The sequence below is a fragment of the Ferruginibacter sp. SUN002 genome, from assembly GCF_050611725.1.
Classification (GTDB): domain Bacteria; phylum Bacteroidota; class Bacteroidia; order Chitinophagales; family Chitinophagaceae; genus Ferruginibacter.
Window position 1 is genome coordinate 2,476,371 of record NZ_JBODJB010000001.1, and the last position, 16,495, is coordinate 2,492,865.

The window sequence follows — 16,495 nt, forward strand, 5'->3', positions numbered from 1 at the left end:
TTCACTTATAACTGGTTATAGAATTGTTTAAAAGCTGCTTCTAATTTTGAAAAAATCACTTCATCAATATCGAACTCGCCATAACAGACATACTCGTAGTTTAATGTAAGGTTTGCAAAACTGCTCTTGTAAGGCTTTCCGGCTAGTTCTCTAACATATTGGTAATTGGTTTTATCAGCAGAAAAAACAACTACTCCTTTTTCAACCAATAGCTGCAAAGATTTCAAATACAAATACCTGACAGCATTTTTGTAATTTTTTTCTGCAATAGCTTGCCCGATCAATTTATCATAATCGGCCGTCATGGAAAGATCTTCTTCATCGGCCATTATAGCTACAGGGCTTCTAGCTGTTCGTCTTTGAAAGAACCCTTTAGTGAAAAAAAGTTTGTACAATATCACTAATACAAATACCCCTGCCAAGCTCCAAAAAACATATTTGGTTATTTTAGAAAGAAAAAACAACTCAAGCCAGTTCTTTTCTCTTGGCTTAGAATTTACGGCAGCTTTTTTTTCTTTTGCTTGCAAGCTTCGGAGCAAGCTGTCCATTTCCCTCACATAAGCAAAGCTTTTGGAATTTTTGTAAGCATTTAATGAATCAACTGAAATGTGTTTTGTACTATAATGTAGCCCCGTATCTGAGGTCATGGCAATATATTCGTTGTTATATTCGGTGTATTCATTCACTTCATATACACTATCAACAAAATCATTCTGAGCTATTGTATAGGAACAACTAAACAACATTACATAAAGAGATATAAGCTGCTTCAATTTAGGCATTAAGAGTTGGCGGCTTTTTAGAAAAGTTACCACTTATGATCTGATAACCTTTTTTATGTAAACGGATAGGGAGAATAACAAAATACCAGACAATAAAACTGAGTGATAAAAAGAGAATGATACCACTGGCCCAAACGGGCAATCCTATATTACTGTTTTTATCATAAGTGTTACTCATAAGATGAGTAACATAACTTTCAAAAAAGGCAGCGATTATAAAAATCGGCACAAGTACTATCATTATTTTAAGTGCATCTTTTACTCCATGTTTAAAAGATATTAATCTCTTAAAAGTACCCGGAAACAAAATGCTGTTTGCAATTACAAAACCTGCTGTTGATGCAATAACCAATGACAATATTTCCAATGTACCATGTACCCATATTACCATAACGGACTCAATTCCCAGCCCCTTTGAAAAAAACATATATTGAAAACAACCAAGCATTAAACCATTTTGCCACATACTCATTAATGTACCGACTCCGCAAAGTATACCACCAATAGCCATCATAAAGGCAACAAAAATATTGTTAAGTCCTATTTGAATAAACATTGCAAAAGGATTATCGCTTTTATAAACGCCAAAAGGATCTCCATTTTTAATGTTTTCTTCCGTCATATTCACGTATCCGTCTCCAAGAATACCTCGTATAAAACCGGGTTCATACATTGAACCGAATACGGCTATGGCAACAAATAAAAGAAAGACAAGAAAAGTAAACAGCAATATGCGGTGATATTTTTTAAAAAGCAAAGGCAATTCAAACCTCCAAAAAATAAAAAAACGATTGTACTTTTCTTTTTTATTTTTATAGATACTGAGATAAATGGAAGCTGCTATAGCATTGATCCAACGGGTTACTTTACTTTGAGGGTAAAATGTTTTCGAATATGAGAGATCGTCTACAAGGGTAATGAAGCGTTCGGCAGTTTCGTCCGGATTGGTAGTTTCGGAATGCTGGTATTCATTCCATTTATCTACGTTCTTTTTAATAAACATTGCCTCACGCATGATACAAATTTAATGATTGCAGGTTGAAAATTACACAATCGATCAATTAGTTGGCATAAGATTTCTTAAAGAAAATCACAAATCTGTAATCGGCAATCAGTAATTTGCAAATAATATGTCGCTCATACAAATAGCCACTCCTTTTAATATTGATATTGAGTTTGAAGTTGCAGAATTTCATAAGCGATTTTTTGCCTATCTCATTGACATCATCTTGATGGTCATTTACCTGATAAGCATGATCTATCTGTTTGTAGGAGACTATCGGCTTAGGTTTGGTGAAGCCAGTATTGGATTTGTCATATTAGCGGTTTTTATTCCGTTGATATTTTATACATTACTTTCGGAGTTGTGGCTGAACGGACAAACAGTGGGTAAGAAAATATTCAAAATAAAAGTAGTTAGCCTCGATGGAGGGGAGCCTACCCTCAGCCAATATCTTTTAAGATGGTTCTTACGATTTTATGAATGGGGCTTTATCGTTTTCTTTTTGTTCTGGGGTAATGGAAAAATGGGCTTTTTAATACTTTTTTTGGGAGGCATTGTATCTATCATCATCATTTCTATTTCAAAAAGAAATCAGCGACTTGGCGATATTGTTGCCGGCACTGTTGTGGTGAACACTACATCTAAGTTTACAGTGAATGATACGATATTCATGCATGTTGCAGATACTAACTACAAAGTAAAGTTTCCTCAGGTTATGAGATTGAGCGACAGGGATATCAACACGATCAAAAATGTTTTAACTCAGGTTCAAAAAACGAATGATCATCAAATGTGCAACAGAGTGGCCAACAAAGTAAAAGAAGTATTAGGTATCAACACTGATATGTTTGCCGTTGATTTTCTAGAAAAGATCATGGCAGACTATAATTATTTGGCAACGAGAGAGTAACTGATTTGATAATTTGAAGATTTGGAAATTTGGTTATAAGAGCGCACTTTTTCAAATTTTGAAATTTTCACATCAACACATCTTCAAATTTCCAAATCTTCAAATCGGATTTATTTCTGCAGTTCCAACACCACCGCCTGATAAGAACCAAGTTTGAAATCTTTTAACTCAGTTTTTTTCTTCGTATAGACATCCAGCACTTGAGTAAACCCTGTAGTGCGTTCTTTATATTTATCTACCGAAATATTTTTTTCTTCTTTTGATGTATTCATCACTATCATTACGGTTTGTTTTGCATCATACCTGAAATAAACATACACTCCATCTTCAGGCAAATACTGCATGAATTTCCCTGTTTGCAAAGCTGAAGATGTTAAGCGATAATTGGCCAGCGTTGCAATGTATTGCCAAACGGTTTGTTCTAATTGATTTCTGCCTTGAATTGTAAACTTGTTAACCGAATCCTGTTTCCAACCACCGATAAAATCTTTACGAACATACCCGTCATTAGGTGAAGTAAATCCTTTCATTGCTATCTCATCGCCATAATACAATTGAGGAATACCCCGACAAGTAAGTAACCATGCCAATGAAGATTTGTATTTATTTACATCTTCACCAATCGTAGAGAAGAAACGTGAGATATCATGATTATCTAAAAATATTACCTGGCGGGTTGGATCTTTGTAAACAAAATCCTGAGCTAGCGTGGTATATAATTTATTTACACCATCGTTCCATCCAAAATCTCTTGTCATTGCATCTTGTATTGCCCAGAATGTTTGAAAATCTGTTGTAGCCTGCAAATTCGATTTGTAAGGAATATTATAAGTGTTCTGACAGAAATAACTTTGATTAATAACACCATGCACCCATGTTTCGCCGAATAAAGTGATCTTAGGGTATTCATCCATTAGTGCCTGGTTACATTTATTCATAAAGGCCAGATCATTATAAGCATAAGTGTCAATTCTCCATCCGTCGATACCAAATTCTTCCACACACCATAATGCATGTTGAATAAGAAAATTTACAACATAGGGATTGTTCTCGTTAAGATCGGGCATTTGTGTGGTGAACCAACCATCACTCATGATCTTTCTTTGTGATGGCACCGCATAGGGATCAAATAATGTTTGATCTTTGTAAGAAGTGTTAGTGTAAGTATCCCATTGGTTCAACCAATTTTTCATTGGCAGATCCTGAACTGTAAAATGATACAATCCTACATGATTGTAAACAGCATCCTGTATGATCTTCATGCCACGTTTATGTGTTGCATCTACCAAGTCATGATATGCTTTGGCTCCTCCTAATCTTGGATCAATGGTGTAATGATCGGTAAATGCATAGCCATGTTCTGTACGGTTAGGCATATCATTTTCAAGAACCGGATTTAACCAAAGTGTAGTAACACCCAAGTCCTCCAGATAATCAAGATGATTGGTAATACCCTGTAGATCACCACCATGGCGATTGAATACCGTATCTCTGTTCAAAGTTTGATCCCTCATCCCTTCTATCCTGTCATTTGATTCATCACCGTTGCTGAACCTGTCCGGCATGATCAAGTACATAAAGTCTTTTGATGTAACTCCTTGGGCATACTCCTTACCGTTACCCTTACGCTTAGGTTTCAATTCGAAATCAATATCAAAAGAGCTGAACTCTTTATTGACTTTTATTTTAACTATGCCCGGCTTTGCTGTTGGTGCAATACTAATATCTAAAAAAACATAGTTAGTATTTTCAACCTTATTGGTTTTAAGCAACTTTACGCCGGGGTAATTGATCGAAAAACCTTTGCCTGCATTGGAAATGGCATCGCCATGGATCATGATCTGAACTTTGTTCCATTTCATCCCCGTCCACCAGTTGGTTGGATAACAAGTATAGCCCGTTTGTGCAAATGAGCAATAAGTAATTAGCAATAGACAATTAGTAATAAGAAATTTTTTCATATAGTAATTATTTTTTTTCTGGAGATGAACCATCTCCTTTGATTAAAAAATAGCACAGTAGTGCCGCAATGACCATCAAGACTCCACCTATTTCAACAGCCAATAAACGATCATTGTGCAAAATATTTTTCATTACCCAGCCAAACCCGAGCGAAGCAATAATTTCAGGTAATACAATAAAGAAATTAAAAATGCCCATATATACTCCTACCTTTTCTTTCGGCAAAACTCCACTAAGCATCGCATATGGCATAGACAAAATACTTGCCCAGGCAATACCAACACCAACCATGCTGCCATACAACATATATTTATTTTTGACAAATGCCACGCTGATCAAACCAATAGCACCACACAAAAGACAAATAGTATGTGTTAGTTTACGACCAAATTTATTGGCAATTGAAGGCAATACAAATGCAAACAAGAATGTAACCACATTATAAAATGCCAAAGTAAGTCCGCCAAAATTTGTTCCTTGCCCATATAAAGGATCCGTTTCACTGGTGGCTCCAAACACATTACGGGCTACTGCCGTATTATAATAGAACCACATCAAAAACAAACCCGGCCAAGTAAAAAACTGCACCAAAGCCAATGCCTTCATTCGTTTAGGCATATGCGTTATAGAATGTAGAATTTCTTTCAATCCACCTATAAAGCCATTACCTGATTCATTTGCATGCTCATTCTCATTAGGCGGATATTCATTTGACGTAATCACAGTATATAATACTGCTACTAGAAACATAAAACCACCTATATAAAACGACCACTTCACATTGTCGGGAATTACGCCACTGGCTGCAGTGGAACTCATATCAAAAACATTGGTCATCAACCATGGTAATGCAGACGCAATACTTCCTCCCAAACCTATCATCAAGCTTTGCATTACAAACCCCGATGTACTTTGTTTATCAGACAATTTATCAGTTACAAATGCACGAAAAGGTTCCATTGCCACATTGCCAAACACATCCATTATCCATAAGAGCCCTGCAGCCATCCACAACACCGAACTATGTGGCATAATAAATAGTGCAATAGAACTCATAATGGCACCTATTAAAAAATACGGACGTCTTCTACCCCAACGAGGATGCCAGGTACGGTCACTCATGTAACCAATAATTGGCTGAACGAGTAAACCTGTAAGTGGGGCTGCTAAAAATAAGAATGGGATTTTATCTGCATCAGCATGCAAATGTTCATAAATCGGTCCCATATTGGCACGCTGTAAATCCCATCCAAACTGAATGCCGAAGAAACCGACACTCATATTGATGATCTCCAATAAGGTTAATTTGGGTTTTTGAGTAACACCTAATTCTGACATGGCAATGGCTTTAAATTATCGTTATTTGTGTACAAAATACACATTTTATTTTAAATACAAAAAAACATCCTCGTTGGGAGGATGTTTTAACATAGTTAAGCTATTATTTAAATAACAAATCCGTTCTCAATGATAGCATCTTTTTTAATTACCACAATACCATCTTTAATGGTATACAAAGCATGATCTCCGGGAGTCAAATGTGTTCCACCATTGATGCGTACATCATTACCAATTCTACAATGTTTATCAACGATCACATTATGAAGGAAACAACGTTCGCCGATACCTACTTTAGGAATACCTCTTTCTTCGGCATGTTGTATTTCTTCCAGCGTTTCATAATAATCACTACCCATCATATAACAGTTGGTGATAGTAGTTCCTTTACCGATACGGGTACGAATACCAATTACACTGTCTTCAATTCTCGATGCATGAATGATACAACCATCGGCGATCAATGTTCTTTCTAATGTTGTTCCGCTGATCTTTGCCGGTGGCAACATACGTGAACGACTATAGATCGTTTTTGATTTGTCGAATAAATTGAAATGAGGAATATCTTTTGTTAAAGCAAGATTTGCTTCAAAGAAAGAATAGATATTTCCGATATCCGTCCAGTAACCATCGTATTGAAAACTTAATACTTTGTATTTGCTAATAGAGTCAGGCATAATTTCTTTACCAAAGTCTGTAGCCTTTGCATGCTCTTCATCTAACAAATGAAATAATAATTTTCTGCTGAATACATAGATACCCATTGAGGCCAGATAGTTTCTTCCTGCACTTTTCATTGCATCTCCTGTATCGCTTGTCCAATCGGGCAATAATTCTGCAGCAGGTTTTTCTATGAATGAGGTGATCTGTCCTTTATCGTTAGATTTAAGAATACCGAATTCTGTAGCTTCTCTTGCAGTAACCGGAATGGTTGCAATGGTAATATCTGCATTTTGCTTTTGGTGATTATCAATCATCTCCGCAAAATCCATTTGATATAATTGATCGCCTGATAAGATCAATACATAATCATAATCATAACTGCGTATATGCCTTAACGATTGTCTCACCGCATCAGCAGTTCCCTGAAACCATTTCGGATTATCAGGTGTTTGTTCTGCTGCCAGAATATCTACAAAACCACTACTGAAAATGCTGAACTGATAGGTATTTTTTATGTGCTTATTTAAAGAAGCAGAGTTGAATTGAGTCAGTACCAAAATTCTATTGATACCTGAATTGATACAGTTGGAAATAGGAATATCTACCAATCGGTACTTTCCGGCAATAGGAACGGCCGGTTTACTTCTGCTAGCTGTTAAAGGATAAAGCCTTGAACCGGCCCCACCACCTAAAACGATTGATATTACTGATTTTCCTGTCATACTGCTATAGAGTTTTTTTGGGTTAACTTGAATGCTTGTTATTCGTTTAAAATTAGTACATAAAATTTATCGGATAAAATATTTTACGTAATTCTCTTATAATTGTTTGTAAAGCTCAATATAAGTGCCTGCGCTTTTCTCCCAACTGTTGTCCAGTTGCATGATGGTAGCACGGACAGCATCCATCTTTTTGGGGTCTTTGTACAATTCCAATGCCCTGTAAACAGAATATGTAATATCACCAACAGTTGCATTGTTGAATTTGATGCCATAGCCTCCCGGCTCTCCATAATCGATCACCGTATCTCTCAGTCCGCCTGTGTTGCGTACAATGGGCACTGTACCGTAACGCATGGCATACATTTGATTCAGGCCGCAAGGCTCTACCCTGCTGGGCATCAATAGAAAATCGGCACCGGCATACATTTGATGACTAAGCTTTTCGTTATACCCTATCCTTGAGTTATAATAACCTGTAAGGGTATGTGTCATTCCCGCCAATTGCTCTTCTACCCAGCTTTCGCCGCTACCAAGTATGAGAAAATTCATCCTTCCTTCCATATGATAAATTGAGTCGCCAATCACCGCCGGCAAAAGATCCGCAGCTTTCTCATGCACCAACCTGCCAATGAAAATTATTAACGGTTTAGTAATATCCAATCCAAACTGGTCGCACAATATTTTCTTATTGGCAAACTTGCCTTCATCTGCATCTTCAAGGCTAAAATTAATATCGAGATAAGTATCCGTTGCAGGATCCCATACTGCATCGTCAATACCATTGAGGATACCCACACATTTTCCTTTTTCATATTCAAATAAGGCTTCCAGCCCATTCGACATGTATTTCAATTCATCTAAATAGCTATTGCTTACTGTAGTTACTTTATCTGCACATTTCACACCGCATGCCAATGGGTTGATAGTGTTCTCCCATTCCAACAAACCACCTTTCCAGCTATCCCATGCAGGAATAAAATTGGCTTTATCCCAACCGATCCATCCCTGATATTGACCATTGTGTATGGTTAGTACTGTTTTAATATGATCGAGCTGTTGGTAATCATAACAGTGCTTCATCATGAATGGAATTAACGCAGTATGATAATCATGCACATGCACAACATCAGGTTGATGCTGCCATTTGCTCAACCAATCAACAACCGAAATTTGAAAGGCAACAAATCTTTCTACATCATCGCCATACCCGTAAATGCCTTCTCTATCAAGCAACCCATAAATATCAACCAGATAAAGATCGAAGCCCAGTACATTTGTTTTTTCCTTGATGATGGTGTAGTTGATGAAGCCGGCACTACCCATGTGAAAGCCACCTTTATGCACAACATCAAAACTATTTGCCCCCAAAAATTTGGTGCGATACATTGGCATAACCACTTTGGCAATATGACCGAGTTGATTTTGATATTTCGGCAATGCACCTACTACATCACCCAACCCGCCTGCTTTTGCAACGGGATAACACTCTGCACTTACATGTAATATTTCCATTAAGATTGATAAATTTTATGTGCTGGTAAATTAATAAGGATTTGGTTACCAACAAGTATTAATGTTGTAAATTTTCCTGTTTGGTCAAATTATTTTACTTTCACGACCTAAACGATCAAATATGTCAAATGAACACAAAGACCTTTTAACCGGTGCTGATAAACCTACGCAAATTCCTACTAATTACGGAGCTTTGGGAACCCTGGTGACCGTATTTTTTTTCTGGGGATTTATTGCAGCGGGCAATAGTATTTTTATCCCTTTTTGTAAACATTATTTTAAACTTGATCAATTTCAAAGCCAGTTAATTGACTTTGCATTTTATACAGCCTACTATGTTGGAGCTTTAGGCTTATTCGCTTATGGTGCATTTGGTGGCAAAGATCTTGTTGGTAAGTGGGGCTATAAAAAAAGTATCGTTTACGGACTTCTCTTTTCTGCATTAGGTGCTGCTGCTATGATCATTGCTGTAAATGCAAATGCTTTTGCGGGTATGCTAGTAGGTTTATTCATTGTGGCATTAGGTTTTTCATTGCAACAAACTTCCGCACAGCCTTTCTCTATTTCATTAGGAGACCCTTCTACCGGTACAAGCCGTGTGAACTTAGGCGGCGCAATCAATTCATTTGGTACAACGATCGGTCCTATTATTGTAGGTATTGCATTATTTGGCACAACTGCTGCAATTACTGATGAACAGATCGCTGCATTGAGCTTAAGTAAAGTGATCATCCTCTATTCATGCGTTGGTGCCTTGTTCATTGGGGCTGCAGCTTTATTCTATTTTTCTAAAAAAGTGCCGGCGGGTGTGATGGAAGAAAAAACAGAAAAAGCAAATAAGGCTTTAAACACGCTATTGATCATGACAGGTTTATTGATCATTATGCTGGTGCCGGTTTTCAACAGCTATAAAACAGATTTGACCAATGCCGGCGATGCTGAAAAACATGCAATGGAAATATACCGTATGAAATGGTTGTTAGGTGCATTGGCTATTGTTGTTATCGGTTTATTGGGAGCCAACCTCAGTGCATCAAAAAAAGCAGATGGATGGGGTGCTATGAAATACCCACAATTAGTGTTAGGAATGCTTGCCATTTTTGTTTACGTAGGGGTGGAAGTTGCGATCGGAAGCAATCTGAGCGAATTGTTGAAACAACCGGCTTTTGGCAATTTCCAATCATCTGAAGCAGCACCATATATTTCTATGTATTGGGGTAGTTTGATGATCGGTCGTTGGGCCGGTGCCGTTAGTGCATTCAACCTGAGCAAACAATCAAAAGCTATTTTACAATTTATTGCCCCACTGATAGCATTCGCAATCATCATTGGTGTGAATACAATTTTTGGATATGATATGACAGCACTCTACTATTACATTATTTGTGTACTCGTTCAAATAGCTGCTTCTTTTTTAAGCAAGGACAATCCATCCAAAACTTTATTGATATTTGGGTTGCTCGGCGTTGTTGCAATGATCGTTGGATTACTTACTACCGGCACTGTTGCTGTTTATGCTTTCCTAAGCGGAGGCCTATTCTGTTCAATCATGTGGCCATGTATTTTTGCATTGTCGATTGCAGGACTTGGAAAATATACCACACAGGGTTCGGCATTTTTAATTATGATGATCCTTGGCGGAGGTATCATTCCTCCTATCCAGGGAAAATTAGCTGATGTGATCGGCATCCATCAATCTTATTTTATTCCTGTGATCTGTTTTGCATATTTAGCTTTTTTCGCATTTGCGGTAAAAGGTATTTTACGTAAACAAGGTGTTAGCTTTGATACTGCAACAGCCGGTGGAGGACATTAAAAATTTAAAACAGTAATTTTAAATCTTATTCATATATAATAAACAAGATGAGCAAAAAATATGCAGTTGGTATCGATATTGGCGGTACTACTACCAAATTTGGAATTGTAAATAAAGCCGGAGAAATTCTGAAACAAGATAGAATACCATCCAACGTTCACGAAAACGTGGAAGATTTTATTGATGAATTATACAGCAAACTAATGCCGATGATCAATGAAGTTGGTGGTATTGAACATTTCATTGGTATTGGCATGGGTGCCCCTAACGCAAATTTTTATTCCGGCACCATTGAATTTGCTCCGAATCTAAAATGGAAAGGAATCATTCCGATCGCTGATCTGATGTCGAAAAAATTCGATCTTACTACTAAACTTACCAATGATGCAAATGCAGCTGCTGTTGGAGAAATGACCTACGGTTGTGCAAAAGGAATGAAACATTTTATTACCATTACGTTAGGTACGGGTGTAGGCAGTGGTATTGTCGTAGACGGAAAAATATTATTAGGTCACGACGGATTTGCCGGTGAGTTAGGCCACACCGTTATACGTCATGGAGGCAGACTACATAAAGGCACGGGAATACGTGGAAGTTTAGAAGCATATGCTTCTGCTACTGGTGTGAGGGAAACAGCGATCGAATTTTTAACCGAAAATCCTGAGCAGGAAAGTCTGCTTAGGGATTACACCATAAATGATCTCACAAGCGAAACGGTATATAACTGTGCCATGCAAGGCGATAATATTGCGAATCATATTTTTGAATTTACAGGACAGATCCTTGGTGAATCATTGGCAAATTTCATCATGTTCTCTTCTCCCGAAGCCATCGTATTATTTGGCGGACTGACCAAGGCCGGCAATCTTTTAATGAATCCAACAAGAAAGAGTATGGAAGCTAATTTGCTGCCCATCTTCCAAAACAAAGTGAAATTAATTTTCAGTGAACTGAAAGAAGCTGACGCAGCGATATTAGGTGCAAGTGCTTTGGTATGGAATCAGTAATTAAGATGCAATAAAATCTTTCAATCGTTGAAACTCTCTTTTATCAGGAGACTCGAAAAGGTTTCTGAAAATGTCAGCAGCAATTTTTTTTATGCTGTGAAGAGATAAGCCGGGTTGTGTAGTTTTCGTTTGCATAGGATTAAATTTTATAATACAAAGCTACATAGCCAAAAGCCCTTATACAAGAGGGCTTTTTCTGAATTATTGTATCAGTATTATCCGTAATATCTGGTAGATATTACCAATTTCTTAAACGTATTAACCAAATTTCACAAGCGTTTTCCCGAAGGGAAAATACTCAACAATTGTCCATTTGATTGAAAATTACAGGATTATCTATAAACTTACTACAACCAAAGAATTCCTGTGAATCGCATTCGATGGCGTACAATACGTTATCCTTAAAATAGAATATCAATTGAAATCCGCTGGTACCATCATATAAGCTTACTATCGAATAACCCTTTCTTTTATCTGGATTTGGGTTAATGGTGAGATAACTACCTTCTAATTTCTTGATCAGATCATACTTATTATCCCCGATCTTTATTCCACTCTTGGTTTTGATCTTGCTGTCATCACAATATATACTGGCAAGTTCTGTTGTTAGTTTTGTAGACATGTAATCAAGATAGCTATTAATAACAAGCCTTACCGTAAACCCTTTATAGGTTGTATATACAGTATCAGATACTGAAGTATTCTCTCCTTTAAGCTGTGTTAAAGTAATTTTGTTATCAAGATATTTATTGACAGAATCAATAGGAAACAATAATTTCAAATCTCCAAACTTAACGGAAGAAATGGTTGGACTGTTTTGTGCTTTAGTACAAAAAGAAAAGAGTAAAGCGACGAAAAGAGTTAGGTTGAATTTATACATAACTAATTAATTTATTGATCCATCTTTACAAACAATATCAATTGGCATATGTTTATAGTTTTTTCAAAGTACTTCTTTTTTCTGTTTCATTAAACCAATCATCATTAAGATACTCGTTAGTAATATTATCTGAATAATAAGGGATTTATTCATTAGACTAGTTTGTTGAGATATCGGAATCGATAAAAAAAGTAAAACAGTAATTAAACCCCTTGGCGCAATAAACAACAATGTATCAACATTCAACTTAAGTAATTTTAAGAATATCCATCGCAATATGAATATGGCTAATGTAATAGCAATTGCCCAAAGAATGGTTTCCGAGTTTAAAATTTCTTTAGTTTCAATTAAAAACCCAAATAATAAAAAAAATAATGCCCTAATAACAAAAGCGACTTCTGTAGTTAAGTCTTTGAATTTCCTCACCTCATTATCAAAAAAAATTGGGTGCAGTTTTTTAATGAACGTATAATTCCTGAGTTCATCCAAATTACCAAGAAATAAGCCAAATAAGAGTATAAAGATTAAAGCGGGCAAATGATATAATTTTGAAATAGCATATATCAAAATTATCATTAAAATAATAGGCGCATATTTTACATGATGTTTGATTTTGTTGAGAAAAATTGCTAGGATCAAAGTTGCAACAAATGAAACAATCAAAATAATTAATAGTTGTAACAAAAAATACCAAACTGTTGTTGTCCCGATATTATCGTTTAAAGTAATAAAATTAAAAAAAACGACTCCGAAAATATCAGATAAACTACTCTCATAAGTTACAAATGATTTGCTTTTTTTTGCTAAATTTTTAGCACTTGGAATAGCTATTGCACTACTGATTATTGCAACAGGAATAGCATTTGTCAAAGCAATTTTCAGAGATAAATTACCAAAATATTGAAACAATAACGCTAAACCAAAACTCAAGAAAAGCATCGGAAGTAATGCTAGTAAAGAAGCTTTCATTAACAATGGAAATCTCGACTTATTAAGCTCTAGTTCGAGCGAACCTTCTAATACGATTAATATCAATCCTACAGTCCCCAAAATAGGTAAAACGGGGCTAAGGTTGGGAATATTTATATTTGAAAATCCGCTAAAAAGCCTAACTACATATCCAATAATTAAAAAGAAAATAACAGCGGGAATCTTTGTCTTGTAAGAAATAATATCAAAAAAATACGCAACTAATAACAAAGCGCATACTGTAATTATTATAATCAAGGTCATTCACTCAAATTGTTAATTATTAAAATAAGGCAATAAAATGTCTTCAAAATTATACAACCCATTTCTTTTTCCGGTTAAGTTTTGTGCAACAAACATTACTCCATTCCCAAATGCTTCCCTTGATATTGATTCATGAATCAATCTGACTGTTTGATACGGGAAACCAAATATCAACTCATGCTTACCTACAATTCCTCCTGCTCTAACAGAATTAATGCTAGATTTATTCAAATCCAAGGCTTCTGCTATTTTAATAGCCGTGCCAGACACCCCGTCTTTTCCCTTAAAATGCTCTTCAATAATTTCTATATCTACCCAAGGGGCTATCTTTTTTAAAAACTTGGCGGCAAAAAGCAAATAGTTTACGCCTAATGTAATATTAGGAGACCAAAACACCACATTAGTCTCTGAAAGTTCTTTCAAAAAATTTATTTCTTCCGTTTGATAATGAGAAATTGCGGAAATTATTTTTATGTTTTTAGCACTTGCTATTTTACCATATGAATAAATTCCAGTGTTCGAAGAAAAATCTATAATGATGTCAACGGGATGAATCTCAAGTAATTCTTCTATTGAAATAGTTTCAAGCGAATAAATGAGCCCAGGTTCATTTGAAGAAATACCCAAAAATTCGGATACATTTCTTTTATCTAAAGCTATTTTTTGCCTCAATACCCACTCAAGACAAAACTCTTTATTTTGCATTATTACAGAAGCTACAGCTTTGCCGGTTTTACCGAATCCAATAAGTCCTACTTTCATTTTTCTAGCGTTTAATAAATATTAAAATTAAAAACAGCTAGAGTTAGGTATAATAAGGTTACAATTTCGTTGTATTACATTCGTCTATCCACTTTGCTCTTCCCCATCCCGGAATAACATGTTTTTCACTATGATAAGATGAACGAACCAATGGGCCGCTTTCTACATAATCAAAACCAATATTATAACCTATTTCACGTAGCTCTTTAAATTCATCTGGATGTACAAACCGATGTACAGGTAAATGCTTTTTTGTTGGTTGTAAATACTGACCGATGGTCACTACATCTACTTTACTATCTCTCAGGTCATGCAGTGTTTGTACCACTTCTTCTTTTGTTTCACCCAAACCAAGCATGATACCGCTTTTAGTACGCATACCGCCTGCTTTTAAAATACGCAGGGTTTCCATGCTACGCCAGTACTTTGCCTGAATACGCACTTGCTTTGTTAAGCGTTCAACTGTTTCAATATTGTGCGATACTACTTCAGGTGCTGCATCGATGATGCGTTGTATATTTTCTGCTTCAGCTTTAAAATCGGGAATCAATGTTTCTAAAGTAGTATCCGGATTCAATGATTTGATCGCCTTGATAGTATTATACCAAATGATACTACCACCATCTTTGATCTCATCTCTGTCAACCGAAGTAACAACCGCATGTTTTACTTTCATTAAATTGATCGCTTCAGCAACACGTTGCGGCTCATCCCAATCAACAGGAAGCGGTCTGCCGGTAGCTACATTACAAAATCCGCAACTACGTGTACAGATATTGCCCAATATCATAAAAGTTGCCGTGCCTTCGCCCCAACACTCTCCCATATTAGGACAGTTGCCACTTTCACAGATCGTATGCAGTTTATGTGTATCTACTAAGTTACGTACGTGCTTATACTCCTCACCAATCGGAAGCCTAACTCTAAGCCAATCCGGCTTTTTAGGTCTCTGCTCTACCACTCCATCTACCACAGGTAATTCTATCATTCTTTTCTTTATTAATTATTATCGTTTATTTTCTTCTACCAAACATAATGGTAACATACGCACTGAAGAAAAACTGCTTTTGTTTTACATATACCATCTGCGCCAACTTCTTGCTGTAAAAATCTGCTGTTAATCCAACTTCTACTGCATTCACCATTTCGTTGTATTTACCATAATCGAATCTAACACCGCCTTTTACATAAGCTCCCGGATTTACTTTGATTTCACCCCAGCCTTTCCCAAAATCTGCTCCACCAATTATCCTGTTAAAATCTAAGAATATTGAACTATCCGGTGAATCGTATTTTACAAATTTTGTAGTGGCCGATGTTTCCAACACTTGCACATAATAAGGTCGTAAAAGACCCAACTGTAATCCTCCGCCAAAATTGCCTGTAACGGAAACGCCGTTTTTATTGCTCTTGTTACCTAGCAGTATTTGCTGCTGTACTCCTAATTTAAGATTGTATACATAATTTTCTTTGGCGTACACATAAGGAGCTGTTGAAAGTTGATCATTACTCAATTTCTCTTCCTTTGGATGTTGACGTTCAGAAAACTCAAATTGAAAAAGTGTTGCTTTTTTTACAGACTTGGCCCTACCAACTTCAATAAAAGCTCCATAACCATCCGTGTTTAGCTTAAAGCCAAAAACGGTATGCTTATGATAGGCAATCACTCCTTCTTCATCTTGCTTGATCAACGCATTGATTCGCTGACGCCTTTCTTCTTTACGTTCTTTTTTTGTCTTTTGCGACATTGCCGCTATACAAGGCAGAACAAAAAGAAAAAATAAGAATAATTTACGCATGGGTGCTGTTTGTACCGTTTAGACTTCTACAATTTCAAGTCCTGTTTAGTTCGGTATTACCATTTCTAATTTTCGAAAATACTTCGAATTTTTCTCAAATTGAATT

The 16,495-nt window shown here is 36.2% G+C and carries 15 protein-coding genes; 3 read left to right on the forward strand and 12 right to left on the reverse strand.

The genetic code is table 11. The features are described from left to right. Positions 1 to 5: 5 nt before the first annotated feature. Positions 6 to 782: a hypothetical protein gene (locus tag ACQ33O_RS10715; protein WP_430995577.1), complete on the reverse strand. Its 777-nt coding sequence runs from the start codon at positions 780 to 782 to the stop codon at positions 6 to 8. Beyond that, entirely contained in the window at positions 775 to 1,797 is a 1,023-nt protein-coding gene (locus ACQ33O_RS10720; protein ID WP_430995578.1) for a stage II sporulation protein M, read from the reverse strand. Before ACQ33O_RS10720 ends, ACQ33O_RS10715 begins: the two co-directional genes overlap by 8 nt. Before the next feature lie 115 nt (positions 1,798 to 1,912). On the opposite strand from ACQ33O_RS10720, the gene ACQ33O_RS10725 reads away from it, so the two are divergent. Beyond that, on the forward strand, positions 1,913 to 2,695 hold the full coding sequence (locus ACQ33O_RS10725; protein ID WP_430995579.1) for an RDD family protein: 783 nt from the start codon (positions 1,913 to 1,915) through the stop codon (positions 2,693 to 2,695). A gap of 110 nt (positions 2,696 to 2,805) precedes the next feature. Here ACQ33O_RS10725 and ACQ33O_RS10730 read toward each other — a convergent pair whose 3' ends face one another. The 4 genes from ACQ33O_RS10730 to ACQ33O_RS10745 form a co-directional block, all read right to left on the reverse strand. Next, positions 2,806 to 4,656 (reverse strand): glycoside hydrolase family 13 protein, encoded by a 1,851-nt coding sequence (locus tag ACQ33O_RS10730; protein ID WP_430995580.1) that lies wholly within the window; start codon positions 4,654 to 4,656, stop codon positions 2,806 to 2,808. A gap of 7 nt (positions 4,657 to 4,663) precedes the next feature. Further along, entirely contained in the window at positions 4,664 to 5,995 is a 1,332-nt protein-coding gene (locus tag ACQ33O_RS10735) for an MFS transporter (RefSeq protein ID WP_430995581.1), read from the reverse strand. A 107-nt stretch (positions 5,996 to 6,102) separates the two neighbouring features. After that, a complete protein-coding gene (locus tag ACQ33O_RS10740) occupies positions 6,103 to 7,380 on the reverse strand; it encodes a glucose-1-phosphate adenylyltransferase (RefSeq protein ID WP_430995582.1) in 1,278 nt (425 codons plus the stop codon). A gap of 96 nt (positions 7,381 to 7,476) precedes the next feature. Next, positions 7,477 to 8,892, reverse strand: a complete 1,416-nt coding sequence (locus tag ACQ33O_RS10745) for a glycogen synthase (RefSeq protein WP_430995583.1) — start codon at positions 8,890 to 8,892, stop codon at positions 7,477 to 7,479. A 121-nt stretch (positions 8,893 to 9,013) separates the two neighbouring features. Here ACQ33O_RS10745 and ACQ33O_RS10750 point away from each other — a divergent pair, with 121 nt between their 5' ends. Together ACQ33O_RS10750 and ACQ33O_RS10755 are read left to right on the forward strand one after the other, a co-directional pair. Then, entirely contained in the window at positions 9,014 to 10,708 is a 1,695-nt protein-coding gene (locus tag ACQ33O_RS10750) for an MFS transporter (RefSeq protein WP_430995584.1), read from the forward strand. A gap of 47 nt (positions 10,709 to 10,755) precedes the next feature. After that, positions 10,756 to 11,715, forward strand: coding sequence for an ROK family protein (locus ACQ33O_RS10755; RefSeq protein WP_430995585.1), 960 nt, complete (start codon positions 10,756 to 10,758; stop codon positions 11,713 to 11,715). On the opposite strand, the gene ACQ33O_RS10760 is transcribed toward ACQ33O_RS10755, so the two are convergent. The 6 genes from ACQ33O_RS10760 to ACQ33O_RS10785 form a co-directional block, all read right to left on the reverse strand. Next, on the reverse strand, positions 11,716 to 11,850 hold the full coding sequence (locus ACQ33O_RS10760; RefSeq protein ID WP_430995586.1) for a hypothetical protein: 135 nt from the start codon (positions 11,848 to 11,850) through the stop codon (positions 11,716 to 11,718). Positions 11,851 to 12,013: 163 nt separating this feature from the next. Continuing rightward, positions 12,014 to 12,595, reverse strand: coding sequence for a hypothetical protein (locus ACQ33O_RS10765; protein WP_430995587.1), 582 nt, complete (start codon positions 12,593 to 12,595; stop codon positions 12,014 to 12,016). A 63-nt stretch (positions 12,596 to 12,658) separates the two neighbouring features. Continuing rightward, the gene (locus ACQ33O_RS10770; RefSeq protein WP_430995588.1) at positions 12,659 to 13,828 is read right to left on the reverse strand and encodes a hypothetical protein; all 1,170 of its coding nucleotides are present in this window, start codon (positions 13,826 to 13,828) and stop codon (positions 12,659 to 12,661) included. A gap of 12 nt (positions 13,829 to 13,840) precedes the next feature. Beyond that, entirely contained in the window at positions 13,841 to 14,590 is a 750-nt protein-coding gene (locus ACQ33O_RS10775) for a 4-hydroxy-tetrahydrodipicolinate reductase (protein ID WP_430995589.1), read from the reverse strand. A 58-nt stretch (positions 14,591 to 14,648) separates the two neighbouring features. Next, positions 14,649 to 15,578 carry a lipoyl synthase gene (lipA, locus tag ACQ33O_RS10780; RefSeq protein WP_430995590.1) on the reverse strand — a complete coding sequence of 310 codons (930 nt, stop codon included), beginning with the start codon at positions 15,576 to 15,578 and terminating at the stop codon, positions 14,649 to 14,651. Between the two features lie 25 nt (positions 15,579 to 15,603). After that, a complete protein-coding gene (locus ACQ33O_RS10785) occupies positions 15,604 to 16,389 on the reverse strand; it encodes a hypothetical protein (protein ID WP_430995591.1) in 786 nt (261 codons plus the stop codon). Between the last annotated feature and the right edge of the window lie 106 nt (positions 16,390 to 16,495).

Bases quoted from the DNA above. Each gene is read 5' to 3' on its own strand.
- ACQ33O_RS10715 (WP_430995577.1), bottom strand. From the start codon at position 782: ATGCCTAAATTGAAGCAGCTTATATCTCTTTATGTAATGTTGTTTAGT.
- ACQ33O_RS10720 (WP_430995578.1), bottom strand. From the start codon at position 1,797: ATGCGTGAGGCAATGTTTATTAAAAAGAACGTAGATAAATGGAATGAA.
- ACQ33O_RS10725 (WP_430995579.1), top strand. From the start codon at position 1,913: ATGTCGCTCATACAAATAGCCACTCCTTTTAATATTGATATTGAGTTT.
- ACQ33O_RS10730 (WP_430995580.1), bottom strand. From the start codon at position 4,656: ATGAAAAAATTTCTTATTACTAATTGTCTATTGCTAATTACTTATTGC.
- ACQ33O_RS10735 (WP_430995581.1), bottom strand. From the start codon at position 5,995: ATGTCAGAATTAGGTGTTACTCAAAAACCCAAATTAACCTTATTGGAG.
- ACQ33O_RS10740 (WP_430995582.1), bottom strand. From the start codon at position 7,380: ATGACAGGAAAATCAGTAATATCAATCGTTTTAGGTGGTGGGGCCGGT.
- ACQ33O_RS10745 (WP_430995583.1), bottom strand. From the start codon at position 8,892: ATGGAAATATTACATGTAAGTGCAGAGTGTTATCCCGTTGCAAAAGCA.
- ACQ33O_RS10750 (WP_430995584.1), top strand. From the start codon at position 9,014: ATGTCAAATGAACACAAAGACCTTTTAACCGGTGCTGATAAACCTACG.
- ACQ33O_RS10755 (WP_430995585.1), top strand. From the start codon at position 10,756: ATGAGCAAAAAATATGCAGTTGGTATCGATATTGGCGGTACTACTACC.
- ACQ33O_RS10760 (WP_430995586.1), bottom strand. From the start codon at position 11,850: ATGCAAACGAAAACTACACAACCCGGCTTATCTCTTCACAGCATAAAA.
- ACQ33O_RS10765 (WP_430995587.1), bottom strand. From the start codon at position 12,595: ATGTATAAATTCAACCTAACTCTTTTCGTCGCTTTACTCTTTTCTTTT.
- ACQ33O_RS10770 (WP_430995588.1), bottom strand. From the start codon at position 13,828: ATGACCTTGATTATAATAATTACAGTATGCGCTTTGTTATTAGTTGCG.
- ACQ33O_RS10775 (WP_430995589.1), bottom strand. From the start codon at position 14,590: ATGAAAGTAGGACTTATTGGATTCGGTAAAACCGGCAAAGCTGTAGCT.
- lipA (WP_430995590.1), bottom strand. From the start codon at position 15,578: ATGATAGAATTACCTGTGGTAGATGGAGTGGTAGAGCAGAGACCTAAA.
- ACQ33O_RS10785 (WP_430995591.1), bottom strand. From the start codon at position 16,389: ATGCGTAAATTATTCTTATTTTTTCTTTTTGTTCTGCCTTGTATAGCG.